Genomic DNA, 15,232 nt, shown 5'->3' on the forward strand with positions numbered 1-15,232 from the left:
CGGCCGTACGCGTCTATTGCTGGAGAAACCCGAAGCCCATGCGCCCGACCTGCTGCATATAGGCTGCCATGCCGTCCGCGGCCGTGTCCGAAAGATCGATGAAGATACGCCTACCGTCATGCGGATCGGCCGTGCGAATGAAAACGCCCTCGTCGGTCAACCGCTTGATCCAGCGGAGCGCAGTGGTGGGCGGCACCGCCGCGGCGATACACAAGCTGGAAACCGCTACTGGCCGCTGCTCAAGCCGCGCATGCAGCAGATCGAGCAACATGTCCCATGCCGGATCGGCGAACAAATCCGCGTTGAAGAATTGCTCTCGCATCCGCCGGGCGCGCATGATCCCGCGCAACGTGGCGAGCATCTCGGCGCGCGCAGTATCGCGGCGATCGGGCTGGGCACGCCGATCCGGCTGCTGGCGGCGCTCCAGCACGTTCGGCGGCGGCTCATCTGATTTCGGCTGGGACAGCTTGGCGAGTGCCCGGGCGATGCGATCGACCTCAGCACTCAACTGGCGCAGCTGTGGCGAACCCTCGTCGGCAGGCTCGCTCATCAGGCGCGACGTCCGCGCTGCGCGGCGTGCGATAGCCGCAGTTTGACGCCCCCTTGCGACATGAGAGAGAGCCTAGCGGCACTCGACCCGAGGTGGCCGTAATTTTGAACCATTTCGGATTGACCAATGAACGCTACGACTAAGACGAACAAAAGGATATAGTCCGTATCGGATTAAAGGCCAAGAGAGGGCTCGAATGCGCCTGCCCGGCTGGAACGAAAGGCAAAAAATCGCTGATCGGCCGACCGACGGCGACCTGGCGCCCGTACGCGCTAGTGGGCCATCGCCTTGACGATATCCTCGACCATCTTCTTGGCGTCCGCGAGCAGCATCATGGTGTTGTCGCGATAGAAGACTTCATTGTCGACGCCGGCATAGCCTACGCCCCCCATGCTCCGCTTCACAAACAGCACCGTCTTGGCCTTCTCCACGTCAAGCACGGGCATGCCGTAAATGGGAGAGCTCTTGTCGGTCTTGGCTGCGGGATTGGTGACATCATTAGCGCCGATCACGAAAGCAACATCGGTTTGCGCGAATTCCGAGTTGATGTCCTCCAGCTCGAACACCTCGTCATAGGGGACATTAGCTTCGGCGAGCAGCACGTTCATATGGCCGGGCATCCGACCGGCGACGGGATGAATGGCGTATTTCACCGTCACGCCTTGCGCCTTCAGCTGATCCGCCATTTCCCGCAGAGCATGCTGAGCCTGGGCGACCGCCATGCCGTAGCCTGGGACGATGATGACCTGCTCGGCTTGGCTCATCAAGAAAGCCGCATCTTCGGCCGAACCGCGCTTCCACGGCCGATCGATCGCGGCGGCGCCGGCGGCCCCGCCGCTATCCCCACCGAAGCCACCAGCTATGACCGAGATGAAGCTGCGGTTCATGGCGCGGCACATGATATAGGACAGGATCGCGCCCGACGAGCCGACCAGAGCGCCAGTGATGATCATCGCGCTGTTGTGAAGCGTGAAGCCCATCGCCGCCGCCGCCCAACCGGAATAGCTGTTCAGCATCGAAACGACGACCGGCATGTCCGCCCCACCGATCGGGATGATCAGCAGGAAGCCGATCGCGAAGCTCAAGGCGGTGACGGTGAAGAACACCCACGGCGCCTGATCGGTAAGGAAGTAGGCGATCAGGCCAAGGATTCCCGCCAGCACGGCCAGGTTGATGACGTGGCGCGCGGGAAGCATGATCGGCTTGCCCGACATGTTGCCGTTCAATTTGAGGAAGGCGATGACCGATCCCGAGAAGGTGATCGCGCCGATCGCGACCCCCAAGCCCATTTCGATCCGGCTGACACGGTGGATGATGCCGTCCGCATCGGCGATGCCGAAAGCTTGCGGATTGAGGTAGGCAGCGCACGCAACGAGCACGGCCGCCAGACCGACGAGCGAATGGAAAGCCGCCACGAGCTGCGGCATCGCAGTCATGGCGATCCGGCGGGCGATTACGAAGCCGACGCCGCCGCCGATCAGGATGGCGACGGCGATTTCCCACAGCGAGCCGACATGATGCATGACGAGCGTGGTGCTCACCGCCAGCGCCATGCCAAACATGCCGAAGCGGTTGCCCCGACGGCTGCTGGTCGGGCTCGACAGGCCGCGCAGGGCGAGGATGAAGCAAATGCCCGCAATCAGGTAGGCGAGCATCGCCCAGGGGTTTACCGCCTGCTCCATCTGCTTCCCTTCAGCCCCTTATTGTCAGCTACACCCGCCTCACTTGGCGACTGCCGGCCGATCTTTCTTCTTATACATTGCCAGCATACGCGCCGTGACCGCGAAGCCGCCAAAGATGTTCACGCTCGCCAGCGCCACGGCAATCAGCCCGAGCCATTTGGACAAAGCGTGACCGGTGCCGGATGCAGCCTGAACCGGTGGCGCCACCACGACCTTTTCCGCCAGCGCGACACCAGTCGGCGCAATGTCCTTGTCAACGGCGACCGGCTGGGCGGGGCTGGTTGCTACTATTTTTGCAGGCAGGACCGGCAAGACACCGGCGGCACTGGCGATCAGGGCCCCGACGATGATCACGGACGAGATGGCATTGGTCACCGCCATCAGCGGCGTGTGCAAGGCGGGCGTGACAGACCAGACGACGTAATAACCGACGAAGCAGGCCAGCACGAAGATCGACAGGATCGAGATGAAGTCCATTGCGCCGTCTCCGTCAGCTCAAGAGTCGCGGGTTCACCACTTTGCCGCCCTGGGTCAGGCGGATAGCGTTGCCGATCTCATCATCGAGGACTGGCAACCCGCCATCCTTGTCCCAGAAAGCCGACAAGAAGTTGAAAAGGTTGCGGGAGAACAGGGCGCTGGTGTCGGCTGCGAGACGCGAGGGCACGTTGCGGTGGCCGACGATCTTGACGCCGTGGACCTCGACCACCTCACCGGCCTTGGCGCCTTCGACGTTACCGCCCTGCTCGACTGCAAGATCGACAATCACGCTGCCGGGGCGCATGCTGGCGATCTGCATGTCGCTGATCAGCCGCGGTGCGGCGCGCCCGGGGATGAGCGCCGTGGTGATGACGATATCCTGCTTGGCGATGTGGCTCGACACCAGCTCGGCCTGGGCTTTCTGATATTCCGGCGACATCTCGGTCGCATAGCCGCCCGACCCCTCGCCCTCGATGCCGGCGACATTCTCGACGAAGATCGGCTTGGCGCCCAGCGATTGGATCTGCTCCCTGGTAGCTGAGCGTACGTCGGTGGCGGAGACCTGCGCGCCCAGGCGCCGCGCGGTGGCGATCGCCTGGAGGCCGGCAACGCCCACGCCCATGATGAAGACCCGCGCGGCAGAAACGGTACCGGCGGCGGTCATCATCATCGGGAAGGCGCGGCCATATTCGGACGCCGCATCGAGCACCGCCTTGTACCCGGACAGGTTCGACTGTGACGACAAGATATCCATGGACTGGGCGCGCGTGATGCGCGGCATGAACTCCATCGCCAGTGCCTCGTAGCCAGCGAGGGCGTAAGCATCGATCCGAGCGCGATCGCCGAAAGGGTTGAGGCCTGCCACGATCCACGCACCCAGCTTGGCGCCGGCAAGACCCGCCGGATCGGGACCCTGCACGCCAAGGATGATGTCTGCGCCCGGCAGCGTGGCCGTGCGATCCCCGATCGTTGCACCTGCATCGGCATAGGCTTGATCGGAGATCGATGCCGCCTCGCCCGCACCCGCCTCGACTGCGAGCGTTGCGCCCAAAGCGATGAATTTCTTAACCGTCTCAGGCGTCGCGGCGACCCGCTTCTCTCCTGCCGCTTTCTCTTTGAGAACGGCGATGCGAACGGCCATGCCGCTCAGCGTGTAATCAGAAAGATGATGAGAAACGCGATAATGAAGCAGGCGATCGCGCCATATTTAAAGAGCCCGATAAAGCGCGAATAGGCCCGCTCATGCGCGGGAAGATCGATAGGAGCGCCGCTTTCGGCCATCTGTCCGTCCCCATGATTGACGTCTTTGCGCCGTGTTAGCCCGAGCCCGGACGCGCCTCAAGCACTGATCGTCCGTCGATCGGACCCCAGGCGAGTCTTTTCCGCAACACCCACAACAGGTTGAGTTGGAACACGGGGGCGGACTCCCACATCCTGTGGATAACTTTTGGTGAGACGGCCAATCTGCCCGCGCTGATCGGCTCGTATCGCTGCGTCACGGGCTTGACCGCGGACTCCGGCCGCATCCATCAGGCACGCTTCGTCCGGATTTGGGGGTTCGTTAGGTGGGTGTGCTGCGGCCGATACGGAAAGCAGATGCGCGTCCGTCGCTGGCGCTGCTTCCGCTCGATACGATCCTCACCGGGGATTGCGTGGCTGAAATGGCTAAGCTGCCCGACAAGTGCATCGACATGATCTTCGCCGATCCGCCCTATAATCTGCAGCTCGGCGGTGACCTCCATCGTCCCGAGGGTGGACGGGTCGACGCGGTGATGGACCATTGGGACCGGTTCGACAGCTTCGAAGCGTATGACCGCTTCACCCGCGCATGGCTGGAGCAGGCACGCCGTATCCTGAAGGACGACGGCACCTTGTGGGTGATCGGCAGCTATCACAACATCTTTCGGGTCGGCGCCGCGGTGCAGGATGCCGGCTTCTGGATCCTCAACGATATCATCTGGCGCAAGGCTAACCCGATGCCCAATTTCAAGGGCACGCGGTTTACCAATGCGCACGAGACGATGATCTGGTGCTCCAAGGGCGAGAAGGCGCGCTACACCTTCAATTATCGCGCCATGAAGGGGCTCAACGACGACGTCCAGATGCGCTCCGACTGGAGCCTGCCGATCTGCGGCGGCGCGGAAAGGCTGAAGGACGATGACGGCCACAAGACCCATCCGACGCAAAAGCCCGAGGCATTATTGTATCGGGTGATGCTGGCCGCGAGCAAACCCGGCGACATCGTGCTCGATCCCTTTTTCGGCACGGGCACGACTGGCGCGGTCGCGCGGCGCTTGCGCCGCCGCTGGATAGGGATCGATCGCGAAACGAAATACGTGGAGGCGGCCCGCCAGCGCATCGACTCCACATTGCCGCTCGACGAGAGCGCGATGGTCGGCGTTCCGGAAAAGGCGGCAACGCCCCGGGTCGCGTTCGGCCTATTGGTGGAGAGTGGACTGGTCGCGCCGGGCACGATTTTGACGGACGCACGGCGCCGGTGGCAGGCCGAGGTGAAGGCCGATGGATCGCTACTTTGCGGTGCGCAGGGCGGCTCCATCCACCGGCTGGGATCCATCCTTCAGAATGCGCCGTCCTGCAACGGCTGGACCTTCTGGCACATCGAGCAAAGCGGCAATCTCGTCCCGATCGACACGCTCCGGCAGAAGCATCTCGCGGAATTGGCGATCTGATTTCGGCGGGAAGGACACCCTCAGACCTACTGCCAATATCAGTCCGGTTTATCCTGCGCAGGAAGGCGGCGGCGGGGTGCGCCGCTCGCGCGTTCGGCGGGAAGGGCCGAGGGAGCCGGCTCCTTCTTGCGTTTGTAGAGTGCGAAGGCTGCAAGTGCGCCTGAGAGCGAGGCCGTCACCGCGATCTTCTTGACCCGCCCCTGCTTGTTGTGGCGCCATTCCGCGCGCACGCCCATCTCGCGCGGAATATTTGGGATCTTGCCGCGGGTGAGATCGTGCAGGACACCTTCGACCACGTTGATGCGGTCCGCCCCCATCAGCATCAGCCAATGAAACCAATGGGATTCACTGTAGGTGAATGCCGCCCGCCGGATGATGCCGCTGATGCCGCTCGGCGGCGTCGAGGTGCCGGCCACAGCCGGCCTGCGGATATATTCAATCGACTGCAGGATCTCGACCTGGGTTTCCTGCATCTGCGGCGGCGTCCAGCTGCTCTTGAGATTGCCCTCGCTGGACTGGTCGCGCATCGGATAGGTCGGATCGTTTTCGGGATCGGCATCCACGCCCCAGCCGTGGATCGCCGACGTTTCCACGATCGCGTTCATTGCCATTTCTCCTTATCCTGCATTCGGGATGAGGACGGGCTTGATGCAGCCGTCGAGCTTGGCCGCGAACATGTGATAGGCGTCGGCGACGTCATCCAGCGGCACGCGATGAGTGATCATCGCCTTGGGGTTGATGTGTCCGACGCGAACATGCTCGATCAGCCGCGGCAACAGCCGCTTCACCGATGCCTGGTTGGCGCGCACGGTCAGCCCCTTGTTCACCACATTGCCGATGGGGACCATGTTGCCGGTTGGCCCATAGACCCCGACGATCGAGACGATCCCGCCCTTCTTGACGGAGTTGATCGCCCAATGAAGCGGAATTGCGGAGCCCGCTTCCAGCTTAAGCTTGGGACCGAACAGCGTGTGGAGAAAGTTGCCCTTAGCATCGCCGCCAACCGCATCGATCGCCACATCCGCACCCAACCCGTCGGTCGTCTTCTTCATGAACACGACGACGTCGTCGACTTCCTTGAAGTTGTACACTTCGGCTGGGGCGTAATTCTTCACGAATTCCAAGCGGTAATCGAGGTGGTCGAACACGATCACGCGGCCAGCACCGAACAGCCAGGCACATCGCGCAGCCATGATGCCGACCGGTCCGGCACCGAAGATCACGACCGTGTCGCCCCGCTGAATGCCGCCCATCTCAGCCGCCTGGTATCCGGTCGGGACGACGTCGGTAAGAAGGACGGCATCGTCAGGATCCATCCAGTCGGGGATGATGGTAGGGCCCACATCCGCATAAGGAACGCGGACATATTCCGCCTGTCCGCCATCATATCCGCCGCCGGTGTGCGAGTAGCCGAAGATCCCGCCCACTGCGGTCGCCTGCGGGTTGGACTCGTGACAATTGCCGAACAGCCCCTGCTTGCAAAAGTGGCATTGCCCGCACGCGATGTTGAAGGGCACCAACACATGATCGCCGGGCTTAAGGTTCGGCACTTCGGGCCCGACCTCTTCCACAATTCCGCAAAATTCATGCCCGAAGGTCATGCCCACGCGCGTATCGGGCACCAGCCCATGATAGAGATGGAGGTCCGACCCGCAGATGCACGATCGGGTGACCCGGACAATTGCATCGCGCGGATGCAAGATCTGCGGCATCGGCTTCTCTTCGACACGGACCCTGTAAGGGCCGCGATAATTCATCGCCCACATGTCACGCTCCCTAGACGCCTAGATCGCAAACCGAGGGGGCCTCGGGTTGTTCCTGTGCAGCGCGTCCCAGTGTTAAAGAAAGCTAAATCTTTCCTGATATTTAACTTAGGATAATAGGCGCCTGCGCAGCTTGCTAAAAGTCGGCGACCGAAAGCTGCTGCCGCAGATTTCGCAGCACATCTTCCTGTACGGGCGGAAGCTCGCGCGCCGGTTTACCATGGCGGAGACGGTCGCGATCCTGCTCGGTCGGCTCGACCCGTCGCACACGTACCGCCGTAGTCCCTAGTGCGCGGATGCCGAGTTGCTCGGCCGCACCGCGGGAAAGATCGATGATGCGCGGCCCCTTGATGAACGGACCGCGATCATTGACGCGCACGATGATCCGCCGGCCGCTTCCAAGCGCGGTAACCTCGACATAGGTGGGCAGCGGCAAGGTCGTATGTGCCGCGGTGATCCAGGCAGGACGAAACCGCTCGCCATTGGCAGTGCGATTGCCCGATTCGGAGCCGTACCAGCTCGCATAGCCCAGCACGTCGTAAGAAGGGTCGGCAGCGGGTACGAAGGTCGCGCCGCGGACCTTGTAAGGCTGGCCGATCCGCACCGGTATGTCGCTCACGGGACGGAAATTACCGCTCGTGCAAGCTGCTAGCGCGAGATACGCGCCACTAGCGAAGATACCGCGCAGGGATGGAGAGCTTGCCATTGGCTCTCCCTAGACGTGCGCCGGGATGGCATAAAGGATGCCTCATCCGTCGCGCGGCTTTTCATAGCGGAGCGGGCCTCTACCGCTCTTGCCACGGCGGCCGACTTGCGTTGAGAGATAATGCGTTGTCCCTGCCGGCGGATAGGAATGCGATGCCGCACCGTCATTACGAGACCCATGCGATCAACCATCTCGGTTGGCTGCGCGCGGCGGTGCTTGGCGCCAATGATGGTATTCTGTCCACCGCCAGCCTGATCGTCGGCGTGGCGAGCGCCTCGTCGGAACCGCGAGCCATGCTGATCGCGGGCGGCGCGGGGCTGGTGGCGGGGGCCCTCTCCATGGCGGCAGGAGAATATGTCAGCGTCAGCTCCCAGGCCGATCTCGAGCGGGCCGATCTTCATCGCGAGGCGCGCGAGCTCCACGATGACCCGGTCGGAGAACACCGCGAGCTTACCGGAATCTATGTGAAACGGGGGCTCGAGCGCGAGCTCGCCGGTGAAGTCGCCTCCCAATTGATGGCGCATGACGCACTGGGCGCACACGCGCGCGATGAACTCGGCCTTTCGAAGGCCACTGCGGCGAGGCCGATCGAGGCCGCTTTGGCGTCGGGGGCCGCATTCGCGGTCGGCGCGGCTATCCCACTCGCGGCCGCGGCGCTAGCGCCGTTTGCACAGGCATCTCCCGCCGTAGTTTTGGTTTCGCTGGCGATGCTTGCCATTCTCGGCGCGTTCGGCGCGCGCACGGGCGGCGCCCCCGTCGCCCGTGCCGTAGCGCGCGCGGTGATCCTCGGCGCGGCGGCAATGCTGCTCACGATCGGGCTCGGGCGTATGCTGGGCACGAGCATATAGGCATCGTGGCGCGCCGCATCTATCTTCGTCCGACCGCCTTCGTCGATGGCGCGCAAGGGGACGCGGGGCAGGCTTTAGCGCTGGCGGGCGGTCTCACCTGGTTTTCGGCGCTCGAGCTGATCAGCGTCACGGACGGCAAGCGAACACAAACATTCGTGCCCGTTGCGCGGCTCGACGAATTGCTCCCGACGCTGGGTGTGGAGCAGAGCGCAAGGGCTCGGGCCTTACTCGTTCGGCTGACCGCGTCGCGCGCGCCCATCAAGCTCGGCGCGCACGCAATTTCCTTCGACCGGCCGCAGGTCATGGGCATCGTCAACGTGACGCCCGACAGCTTCTCGGACGGCGGCACGGCAGGCGATCCGGCAGCGCGCGCACGCACCATGCTGCAGGCGGGGGCGGCAGTGATCGATGTCGGCGGCGAATCCACCCGACCAGGGGCAAAACCGGTGGCCGAAGCGGACGAGATCGCTCGGGTCAGACCCGTGATCGAGACCCTCGCTGCTGAGGGCGCCGGCGTCTCGATCGACAGCCGCAAGGCGGCGGTGATGGAAGCGGCGCTTGCCGCTGGGGCGGGTATCGTCAACGACGTTTCGGCCCTGACCTGGGACGAGCGCGCGCTTGGCCTGGTTGCAGCGCGCGGTTGCCCGGTTGTGCTGATGCATCATCAAGGTTCGCCTGAGACGATGCAGCAGGATCCACATTATGATGACGTCCTGCTCGACGTTTATGACTGGTTAGAGGACCGGATCGAAGCCGCGGTGCGCGCCGGTATCGATCGCACCAACATCCTGGTCGACCCCGGCATCGGCTTCGGTAAGACGCTGCGCCATAATCTTGCGATCCTCAACGGACTGGCGCTGTTCCACGGCCTGGGCTGCCCGATCGTGCTGGGTGCCAGCCGGAAGCGCTTGATCGGCGCACTTTTCAACGATGCGCCAGTCGAACAACGCCTGGGCGGCTCAATTGCCGTCGCGCTGCTCGGGGCGGCTCAGGGCGTGCAGCTGCTGCGTGTTCACGACGTATTCGAAACGGTCCAGGCGCTGCGAGTATGGCAGGGTCTGCGCGACGCGGCGCTCACACCGTAATAGATTAAGCCGCAAGCGGCGATTGGTCGAAACGCGCCAGCAGGTCGGCAGCATCGTCGTACAAGGCGATCGCGCCCGACAATGTTTCTGCCGCAAAGCCTCCCGACAGCAGCGCGATCGTACCTACGCCCGCCTTGCCCGCAGCTTCGATGTCGTAGGGTGTGTCGCCGATGGCGACCGCTTCGCCCGACGCGACGCCCGCCTTGCGCAAAGCGGTCGCGAAGATATCTGGCGCCGGCTTGCTGCTCTCGACATCGTCGATGCTGGTGACCGCATCGATCAGATCGTGAGCATCCATCAGCCCGATATAATGATCGAGTTGCTCCCGCGCGGCAGAGGATGCGAGCACCACCTTTGCCCCCGTCTCGCGCACGCGCTCAAGCAACGCCCGCGCGCCTGGGAACGGTTTGGCGCGCGCGATATAATTCGCCTTGAAGATCTCGCCCTGCCGCGTCTTCAGTCTTTCCTGCTCGGCCTTGTCGCAGTGCGGGGCGAGGGCGGGCAGCAGATTATCGCCTCCCTTACCAATCTGGCCGTGGATCGCGTCGCGCGCTATCGCGATCCCCGCCTCCTGAAACGCGTCGAACCAGGCGGCAACATTAAGATCGTTGCTGTCGATCAGCGTGCCATCGATGTCGAACAACGCAGCCTTGATCCCGGCCATCAGGCAGCAGGGGCCGAAGCATAATATTCGCTAATGCGGCGGCCATAAGCGTCGTCAAACACCGGCGCGCTGTCCGGCCGGAAACTCGGCCCGCCGTCGAGCATTCGGCGATCCACCTGCACCACATAGCCGCCTTGCACTTCGTCATAGGCAAAGGCTGACCAAGGCAGGGGGTGGTAGGCCTGCCCGAGCCCGAGAAAGCCGCCCGTCGAGACGACGACATAGGCGACCTGACCACTGCGCTTATCCACCACGAAATTATGAACCGCGCCGAGCTTCCCACCGTCCCGGCCGAACACCTTGGTGCCTTCGACGCGATCAGACGCGATCAGCGAGCTTGTCGCGGGATCGGGTGTTGCACTTGGGGTGTCTTCCATGACCGCCTCAAGCCCGCGCGTCGCGGAGCTGACCGTTCGCGGGATCAACCGGATCACGGCCAAGGGCGGCACGCATGCCCTTGCGGATGCCATATTGCACCGCCCAGCCAAGCGCAAAAGTCGCCACCAATGGCGCGATCACACGGATCGCGCTTTCGGCGACGCTGCCGATGATCGCACCCTTGATGCCGCTATCACCGTCCTGGCGATCGATCGCCGCGCCGATCAGGGCGCCGAGCAGGTTACTCATGCCGGTATCTCCTTCGCTGGCAAAAGCGCCCGGCGGGTCGGCCCGGTTCCCCCAGCGAAGTAATTCATTTGACGGACAAAGCGGCGTCGGCGCTTCAGCCGACCAACGGTTCGAGCCTTACGTCGTCGAGCGTCGCAAAAAGATCGCCGAAACTGCGGCGGTGATGCCGCGTCGAGCCGAACTCGACGATAGCGTTGCGATGCGCCGCAGTGCCGTACCCGCTATTGGAATCCCAGCAATAATGGGTATGGCGCCGGCCCAGCTTTGCCATCAGCCGATCGCGCAGGACCTTCGCGAGGATCGACGCGGCTGCGATCTGCGGGACCTTACCGTCCCCTTTGATCACTGCCTTGGCGTCGCCCGAGAGTCCGCGCGGTATGTCGATCCCGTCGATACGCACCGGCGCGTCGATTTCCAGCCGGTTCACCGCCTGGGTCATTGCCTGCAAGGTGGCGTTACGGATATTGTAGACGTCGATATAGCGGGCCGAGCGGGCCGCGAACGACGCCCGGCTGACGCGCGCAATCACCGGATAAAGCTCCTCCCGCTCGGTGCGATCGATCTTCTTGCTGTCGTCCAGCCGTCCCAGCACGCCTTTGGGCAGGGCTTCCGGTTCGAACCAAACGGCGCAGACCACGACCGGACCGCACAGCGCGCCGCGGCCGACCTCGTCGCAGCCGATCACCGGCGGGAACAGGCTCGCTCGCTTGCGATAGAAGGGTCGGGTCACGGCCACGACACCACTATGTCAAAGCAGAAACGGCTCGTCACGTCCCATCCGCATGCCATCCCCGTTATCCACAGCTTGCGCGCGTCACCGCCCCGGCGCAGACAGCGCCAATGGTGGAGGATCACACGCACAGCCATGCCCGCGCGCATCGCATCGCCAAGGCGTCGCTTGGCATCGTGCTGGTATTGTTCGGCATATGGCTGAGTGCCACCTTCATCCCAGCCTTATTGTGGGCCGTGATCATCGCGATCGCGATCGACCCGCTGTATGCCCGCGCGGAAACACGCTGGCCTGGGGGGCGCAAGATCTGGCTGCCCACGCTCGCCACCCTGCTGATCGCGCTGCTTGTCCTCGCCCCGCTCACTATCGGCGTGGTCGAGGCGGCGCGTGAGGCACGTACCGTCCTCCATTGGCTGGCCGATGCGCGCGCCAATGGCCTGGCCGAGCCCGATTGGGTCCGGCAACTGCCCTTTGCCAACGAGATTTCGGGTTGGTGGCAGGACAATCTCGCAACTCCCGAGGGCACGGCGCTGCAATGGGATCGCGTGCGTGGCTCGGTACTCGGCGGCAGCTCGGAGTTAGTCGGGCGCAACCTCCTCCACCGCAGCGTCGTGTTCGCGTTCACTCTGATCGCCCTGTTCTTCCTGCTGCGCGAGCGTGACGGCTTCGTCGATCAGCTTCAGACCGCCGGCAAGAGATTGTTCGGCAGCAGCGGAGATCGCCTCGGCGCGCAATTGATCCGCTCGGTGCGGGGCACGATCGACGGACTGGTTCTGGTCGGCATTGGCGAGGGCGCAGTGATGGCGGTCTTCTATGTGATCGCCGGCGTGCCTCACCCGCTTTTACTGGGCCTGTTGACCGCCGTGGCAGCGATGATCCCATTCGGCGCGGCTGTTCTATTCGGCGTGGCCGCATTGATGCTGTTTGGCCAGGGCGCGGTCGGCTGGGCCATCGCGATCATCATCATCGGCCTGGTCGTGGTGGGTATTGCCGATCATTTCGTGCGCCCCTTTCTCATTGGGGGCTCGACCCGTCTTCCTTTCCTGTGGGTGCTGATCGGCATCCTCGGCGGTGTCGAGAGCCTGGGGCTGCTCGGGCTGTTCGTCGGCCCGGCGACGATGGCAATGCTCATCCTGCTGTGGCGCGACTATATCGCCGGCGCGGAAAAGAACCCGACGCGGCCGTTGCCCGCGGGGGACTAGACGGGAAAATGGGCGCGGCCGAGGCCATGCCCCATCGGCCCATGGCCGGCCCCTAGCCCCGGGGCGGCCTCGAGCGTGGCACGCACATAATTTTGCGCGTCTAATATCGCCTCGGCAATAGGGCGACCTGACGCCAACCCGGTGGCAATGGCACTCGACAGGGTACATCCGGTGCCGTGACTATGCCGGGTCTGTATTCGCGGCCGCGGGCCGTAGCCGTAGCTGTTCAATTCGTCGCTGATCACGTGGACGTCGTACACCTCGTCTGTCGGCAGGTGCCCGCCTTTAGCCAGAATCTGAGTGCCGGTCCGTTTTGCCAGAACCAGCGCCGCTGCCAGTAACTCCTCCACCGTGGCGATCTTGCGACCGGTGAGGATCTCCAGCTCGGGCACATTCGGCGTGACCAAGGTGGACCGCCGCATGAGCGCTTCGAATGCCGCGATCGTCTCGTCATCGGCCAGAACCGCACCCGACGTCGCCACCATGACAGGGTCGAACACGACTTGCATCGGCGGCGCCGATTCATGGCACGGGCGCTGCGGATCGAGCCGCTCGGCGAGGGCCCATGCCGTCCTGGCGCTCCCGATCATGCCGATCTTGACCGCATCGACGCCGATGTCGCCCACCACCGCATCGATCTGGGCGAGCACCATATCGGTCGGAACTGGCATCACCTTCGTCACGCCCAGCGTATTCTGGGCGGTGATCGCCGTGATCGCGGTCATGGCATGGCCACCGAGCATCGTGATCGTCTTGATGTCGGCCTGGATGCCCGCTCCACCCCCGGAATCGGATCCGGCAATGGCCAGGACTCGCGGGATCACGCCGCCTTCCGCACCGCATCGCAGATGCGGTCGACGATCTCACTCACCTGCGCATCATTCTCCCCTTCGGCCATTACCCGGATCAATGGCTCGGTACCCGATTTGCGGATCACTAGCCGGCCCGTCCCCTCCAGCTCTTTCTCCGCATCGGCGATCGCCTGCTTCACCCGAGCGTCTTCCAGCGGCTTACCGCCGGTGAAGCGGACGTTCTTAAGCAATTGCGGCAGCGGGTCGAATAGCTTGAGCATGCGGTGCGCAGGCTCCTTGCGCGTCACCAGTTCCGCCAGCACCTGCAGCGCCGCGATCAGGCCGTCGCCGGTAGTGGCGTGGTCGGCCAAGACGATATGGCCCGATTGCTCGCCGCCTATATTATAGCCGCCGGCGCGCATTGCCTCGACCACATAACGATCGCCGACCGGGGTCCGGTGAAGCGCGATACCCTGCCCCCACAGATACCGTTCGAGGCCGAGGTTCGACATGATGGTCGCCACCATGCCGTCGCCGCGCAATTTGTTGTCGCGCGCCGCCGAGGTTGCGATAAGCGCCATCAGCTGGTCGCCATCGACGATCTGCCCCTTGTCGTCGACCACGATCAGGCGGTCGGCGTCGCCGTCGAGCGCGATGCCGATGTCGGCGCGCGTCTCCAGCACCTTGGCCTGAAGCGCGGCCGGCGCGGTCGAGCCGACCTTGTCGTTGATGTTGGTGCCGTTGGGCGTGACGCCCATCTGGATGAGATCGGCGCCCAATTCCCACAGGGCATCGGGCGCGACCTTGTAGGCGGCACCGTTGGCGCAATCGATCACGACCCGGAGACCGTCGAGGCGGAGATGGTCGGGAAAGGTCGATTTCGCGATGCTGATATAGCGGCCCTGGGCGTCGTCGACGCGTCGCGCCCGACCGATCTGTTCCGCCGCGGCCAGCTTGGGTGGCGCCTCGATCGCCTTTTCGATCTTCGCCTCGGCCTCGTCGGATAATTTATAGCCGTCGGGCCCGAACAGTTTGATGCCGTTGTCCGCGAACGGATTGTGGCTGGCGGAGATCATAACGCCCAGATCCGCGCGCATCGACTGGGTCAGCATCGCCACCGCCGGCGTCGGCATCGGTCCGACCAGCACCACATCCATCCCGACCGAGGTGAAGCCCGCCGTCAGCGCGCTTTCCATCATATAGCCGGAGAGGCGCGTATCCTTGCCGATGAGCACGCGATGGCGATGCTTACCGCGCAGGAAATAGGCGCCCGCCGCCTGTCCCACCTTCATCGCGATCTCGGCCGTCATCGGGCCTTCATTGGTGCGACCGCGAATGCCGTCCGTGCCGAAATATTTACGCGCCATAAGCCAGGGATCCGATGGTTTGCGAGGCTCCTACAGCGGATCGGGCGCCG

General features: G+C 63.8%; 18 protein-coding genes. 4 read left to right on the plus strand and 14 right to left on the minus strand.

Translation table 11 applies throughout. From position 1 onward, the window contains the following. Positions 1-13 precede the first annotated feature (13 nt). The 5 genes from DX905_RS16155 to DX905_RS07445 form a co-directional block, all read right to left on the minus strand. Positions 14-550 carry a helix-turn-helix domain-containing protein gene (locus DX905_RS16155; RefSeq protein ID WP_205412209.1) on the minus strand — a complete coding sequence of 179 codons (537 nt, stop codon included), beginning with the start codon at positions 548-550 and terminating at the stop codon, positions 14-16. A 272-nt stretch (positions 551-822) separates the two neighbouring features. Next, entirely contained in the window at positions 823-2,232 is a 1,410-nt protein-coding gene (locus tag DX905_RS07430) for an NAD(P)(+) transhydrogenase (Re/Si-specific) subunit beta (protein WP_116090786.1), read from the minus strand. A gap of 39 nt (positions 2,233-2,271) precedes the next feature. Next, entirely contained in the window at positions 2,272-2,709 is a 438-nt protein-coding gene (locus tag DX905_RS16455) for an NAD(P) transhydrogenase subunit alpha part 2 (RefSeq protein WP_116090787.1), read from the minus strand. 13 nt (positions 2,710-2,722) lie between these two features. Continuing rightward, positions 2,723-3,850 (minus strand): NAD(P) transhydrogenase subunit alpha, encoded by a 1,128-nt coding sequence (locus DX905_RS07440; RefSeq protein ID WP_116090788.1) that lies wholly within the window; start codon positions 3,848-3,850, stop codon positions 2,723-2,725. 5 nt (positions 3,851-3,855) lie between these two features. Continuing rightward, the gene (locus tag DX905_RS07445) at positions 3,856-3,990 is read right to left on the minus strand and encodes an aa3-type cytochrome c oxidase subunit IV (RefSeq protein ID WP_116090789.1); all 135 of its coding nucleotides are present in this window, start codon (positions 3,988-3,990) and stop codon (positions 3,856-3,858) included. 284 nt (positions 3,991-4,274) lie between these two features. Here DX905_RS07445 and DX905_RS07450 point away from each other — a divergent pair, with 284 nt between their 5' ends. Next, on the plus strand, positions 4,275-5,399 hold the full coding sequence (locus DX905_RS07450) for a site-specific DNA-methyltransferase (protein WP_116090790.1): 1,125 nt from the start codon (positions 4,275-4,277) through the stop codon (positions 5,397-5,399). 38 nt (positions 5,400-5,437) lie between these two features. Here the strand turns inward: DX905_RS07450 and DX905_RS07455 are convergent, their stop codons facing one another. The 3 genes from DX905_RS07455 to DX905_RS07465 all read right to left on the minus strand — a co-directional run bounded on the left by DX905_RS07455 (position 5,438) and on the right by DX905_RS07465 (position 7,868). Then, positions 5,438-6,004: a hypothetical protein gene (locus DX905_RS07455; RefSeq protein ID WP_205412210.1), complete on the minus strand. Its 567-nt coding sequence runs from the start codon at positions 6,002-6,004 to the stop codon at positions 5,438-5,440. A 12-nt stretch (positions 6,005-6,016) separates the two neighbouring features. Further along, a complete protein-coding gene (locus DX905_RS07460) occupies positions 6,017-7,111 on the minus strand; it encodes a zinc-dependent alcohol dehydrogenase (RefSeq protein ID WP_205412211.1) in 1,095 nt (364 codons plus the stop codon). Positions 7,112-7,298: 187 nt separating this feature from the next. Next, complete coding sequence (locus DX905_RS07465) at positions 7,299-7,868, minus strand: septal ring lytic transglycosylase RlpA family protein (protein ID WP_116090792.1); 570 nt, start codon at positions 7,866-7,868, stop codon at positions 7,299-7,301. 152 nt (positions 7,869-8,020) lie between these two features. On the opposite strand from DX905_RS07465, the gene DX905_RS07470 reads away from it, so the two are divergent. Then, a complete protein-coding gene (locus DX905_RS07470; RefSeq protein WP_116090793.1) occupies positions 8,021-8,716 on the plus strand; it encodes a VIT1/CCC1 transporter family protein in 696 nt (231 codons plus the stop codon). A gap of 5 nt (positions 8,717-8,721) precedes the next feature. Further along, on the plus strand, positions 8,722-9,801 hold the full coding sequence (gene folP / locus DX905_RS07475) for a dihydropteroate synthase (RefSeq protein ID WP_240320775.1): 1,080 nt from the start codon (positions 8,722-8,724) through the stop codon (positions 9,799-9,801). Between the two features lie 4 nt (positions 9,802-9,805). On the opposite strand, the gene DX905_RS07480 is transcribed toward folP, so the two are convergent. From DX905_RS07480 to DX905_RS07495, 4 genes are all read right to left on the minus strand, one after another. Continuing rightward, entirely contained in the window at positions 9,806-10,465 is a 660-nt protein-coding gene (locus DX905_RS07480; RefSeq protein WP_116090794.1) for an HAD family hydrolase, read from the minus strand. Next, on the minus strand, positions 10,465-10,842 hold the full coding sequence (locus tag DX905_RS07485) for a PRC-barrel domain-containing protein (protein ID WP_116090795.1): 378 nt from the start codon (positions 10,840-10,842) through the stop codon (positions 10,465-10,467). Before DX905_RS07485 ends, DX905_RS07480 begins: the two co-directional genes overlap by 1 nt. Positions 10,843-10,849: 7 nt before the next feature. Further along, entirely contained in the window at positions 10,850-11,092 is a 243-nt protein-coding gene (locus DX905_RS07490; protein ID WP_116090796.1) for a hypothetical protein, read from the minus strand. A gap of 94 nt (positions 11,093-11,186) precedes the next feature. Then, on the minus strand, positions 11,187-11,828 hold the full coding sequence (locus tag DX905_RS07495; protein ID WP_205412212.1) for a ribonuclease HII: 642 nt from the start codon (positions 11,826-11,828) through the stop codon (positions 11,187-11,189). Between the two features lie 104 nt (positions 11,829-11,932). On the opposite strand from DX905_RS07495, the gene DX905_RS07500 reads away from it, so the two are divergent. Beyond that, complete coding sequence (locus DX905_RS07500) at positions 11,933-13,024, plus strand: AI-2E family transporter (RefSeq protein ID WP_116090797.1); 1,092 nt, start codon at positions 11,933-11,935, stop codon at positions 13,022-13,024. On the opposite strand, the gene thiD is transcribed toward DX905_RS07500, so the two are convergent. Together thiD and glmM are read right to left on the minus strand one after the other, a co-directional pair. Then, the gene (gene thiD / locus DX905_RS07505) at positions 13,021-13,848 is read right to left on the minus strand and encodes a bifunctional hydroxymethylpyrimidine kinase/phosphomethylpyrimidine kinase (protein ID WP_116090798.1); all 828 of its coding nucleotides are present in this window, start codon (positions 13,846-13,848) and stop codon (positions 13,021-13,023) included. The two genes, DX905_RS07500 and thiD, sit on opposite strands and share 4 nt — an antisense overlap. Then, positions 13,845-15,182, minus strand: coding sequence for a phosphoglucosamine mutase (glmM, locus tag DX905_RS07510; protein ID WP_116090799.1), 1,338 nt, complete (start codon positions 15,180-15,182; stop codon positions 13,845-13,847). Before glmM ends, thiD begins: the two co-directional genes overlap by 4 nt. Positions 15,183-15,232 lie beyond the last annotated feature (50 nt).

The organism is Sphingomonas crusticola (genome assembly GCF_003391115.1).
GTDB classification, from domain to species: Bacteria; Pseudomonadota; Alphaproteobacteria; order Sphingomonadales; family Sphingomonadaceae; genus Sphingomonas_I; species Sphingomonas_I crusticola.

Coding starts and splice junctions, on each gene's coding strand:
- DX905_RS07485 (WP_116090795.1), bottom strand. CDS start 10,842: ATGGAAGACACCCCAAGTGCAACACCCGATCCCGCGACAAGCTCGCTG.
- DX905_RS07465 (WP_116090792.1), bottom strand. CDS start 7,868: ATGGCAAGCTCTCCATCCCTGCGCGGTATCTTCGCTAGTGGCGCGTAT.
- glmM (WP_116090799.1), bottom strand. CDS start 15,182: ATGGCGCGTAAATATTTCGGCACGGACGGCATTCGCGGTCGCACCAAT.
- DX905_RS07490 (WP_116090796.1), bottom strand. CDS start 11,092: ATGAGTAACCTGCTCGGCGCCCTGATCGGCGCGGCGATCGATCGCCAG.
- DX905_RS07455 (WP_205412210.1), bottom strand. CDS start 6,004: ATGAACGCGATCGTGGAAACGTCGGCGATCCACGGCTGGGGCGTGGAT.
- DX905_RS07440 (WP_116090788.1), bottom strand. CDS start 3,850: ATGGCCGTTCGCATCGCCGTTCTCAAAGAGAAAGCGGCAGGAGAGAAG.
- DX905_RS07470 (WP_116090793.1), top strand. CDS start 8,021: ATGCCGCACCGTCATTACGAGACCCATGCGATCAACCATCTCGGTTGG.
- DX905_RS16155 (WP_205412209.1), bottom strand. CDS start 550: ATGAGCGAGCCTGCCGACGAGGGTTCGCCACAGCTGCGCCAGTTGAGT.
- DX905_RS16455 (WP_116090787.1), bottom strand. CDS start 2,709: ATGGACTTCATCTCGATCCTGTCGATCTTCGTGCTGGCCTGCTTCGTC.
- DX905_RS07430 (WP_116090786.1), bottom strand. CDS start 2,232: ATGGAGCAGGCGGTAAACCCCTGGGCGATGCTCGCCTACCTGATTGCG.
- DX905_RS07445 (WP_116090789.1), bottom strand. CDS start 3,990: ATGGCCGAAAGCGGCGCTCCTATCGATCTTCCCGCGCATGAGCGGGCC.
- DX905_RS07480 (WP_116090794.1), bottom strand. CDS start 10,465: ATGGCCGGGATCAAGGCTGCGTTGTTCGACATCGATGGCACGCTGATC.
- DX905_RS07500 (WP_116090797.1), top strand. CDS start 11,933: ATGGTGGAGGATCACACGCACAGCCATGCCCGCGCGCATCGCATCGCC.
- DX905_RS07460 (WP_205412211.1), bottom strand. CDS start 7,111: ATGCCGCAGATCTTGCATCCGCGCGATGCAATTGTCCGGGTCACCCGA.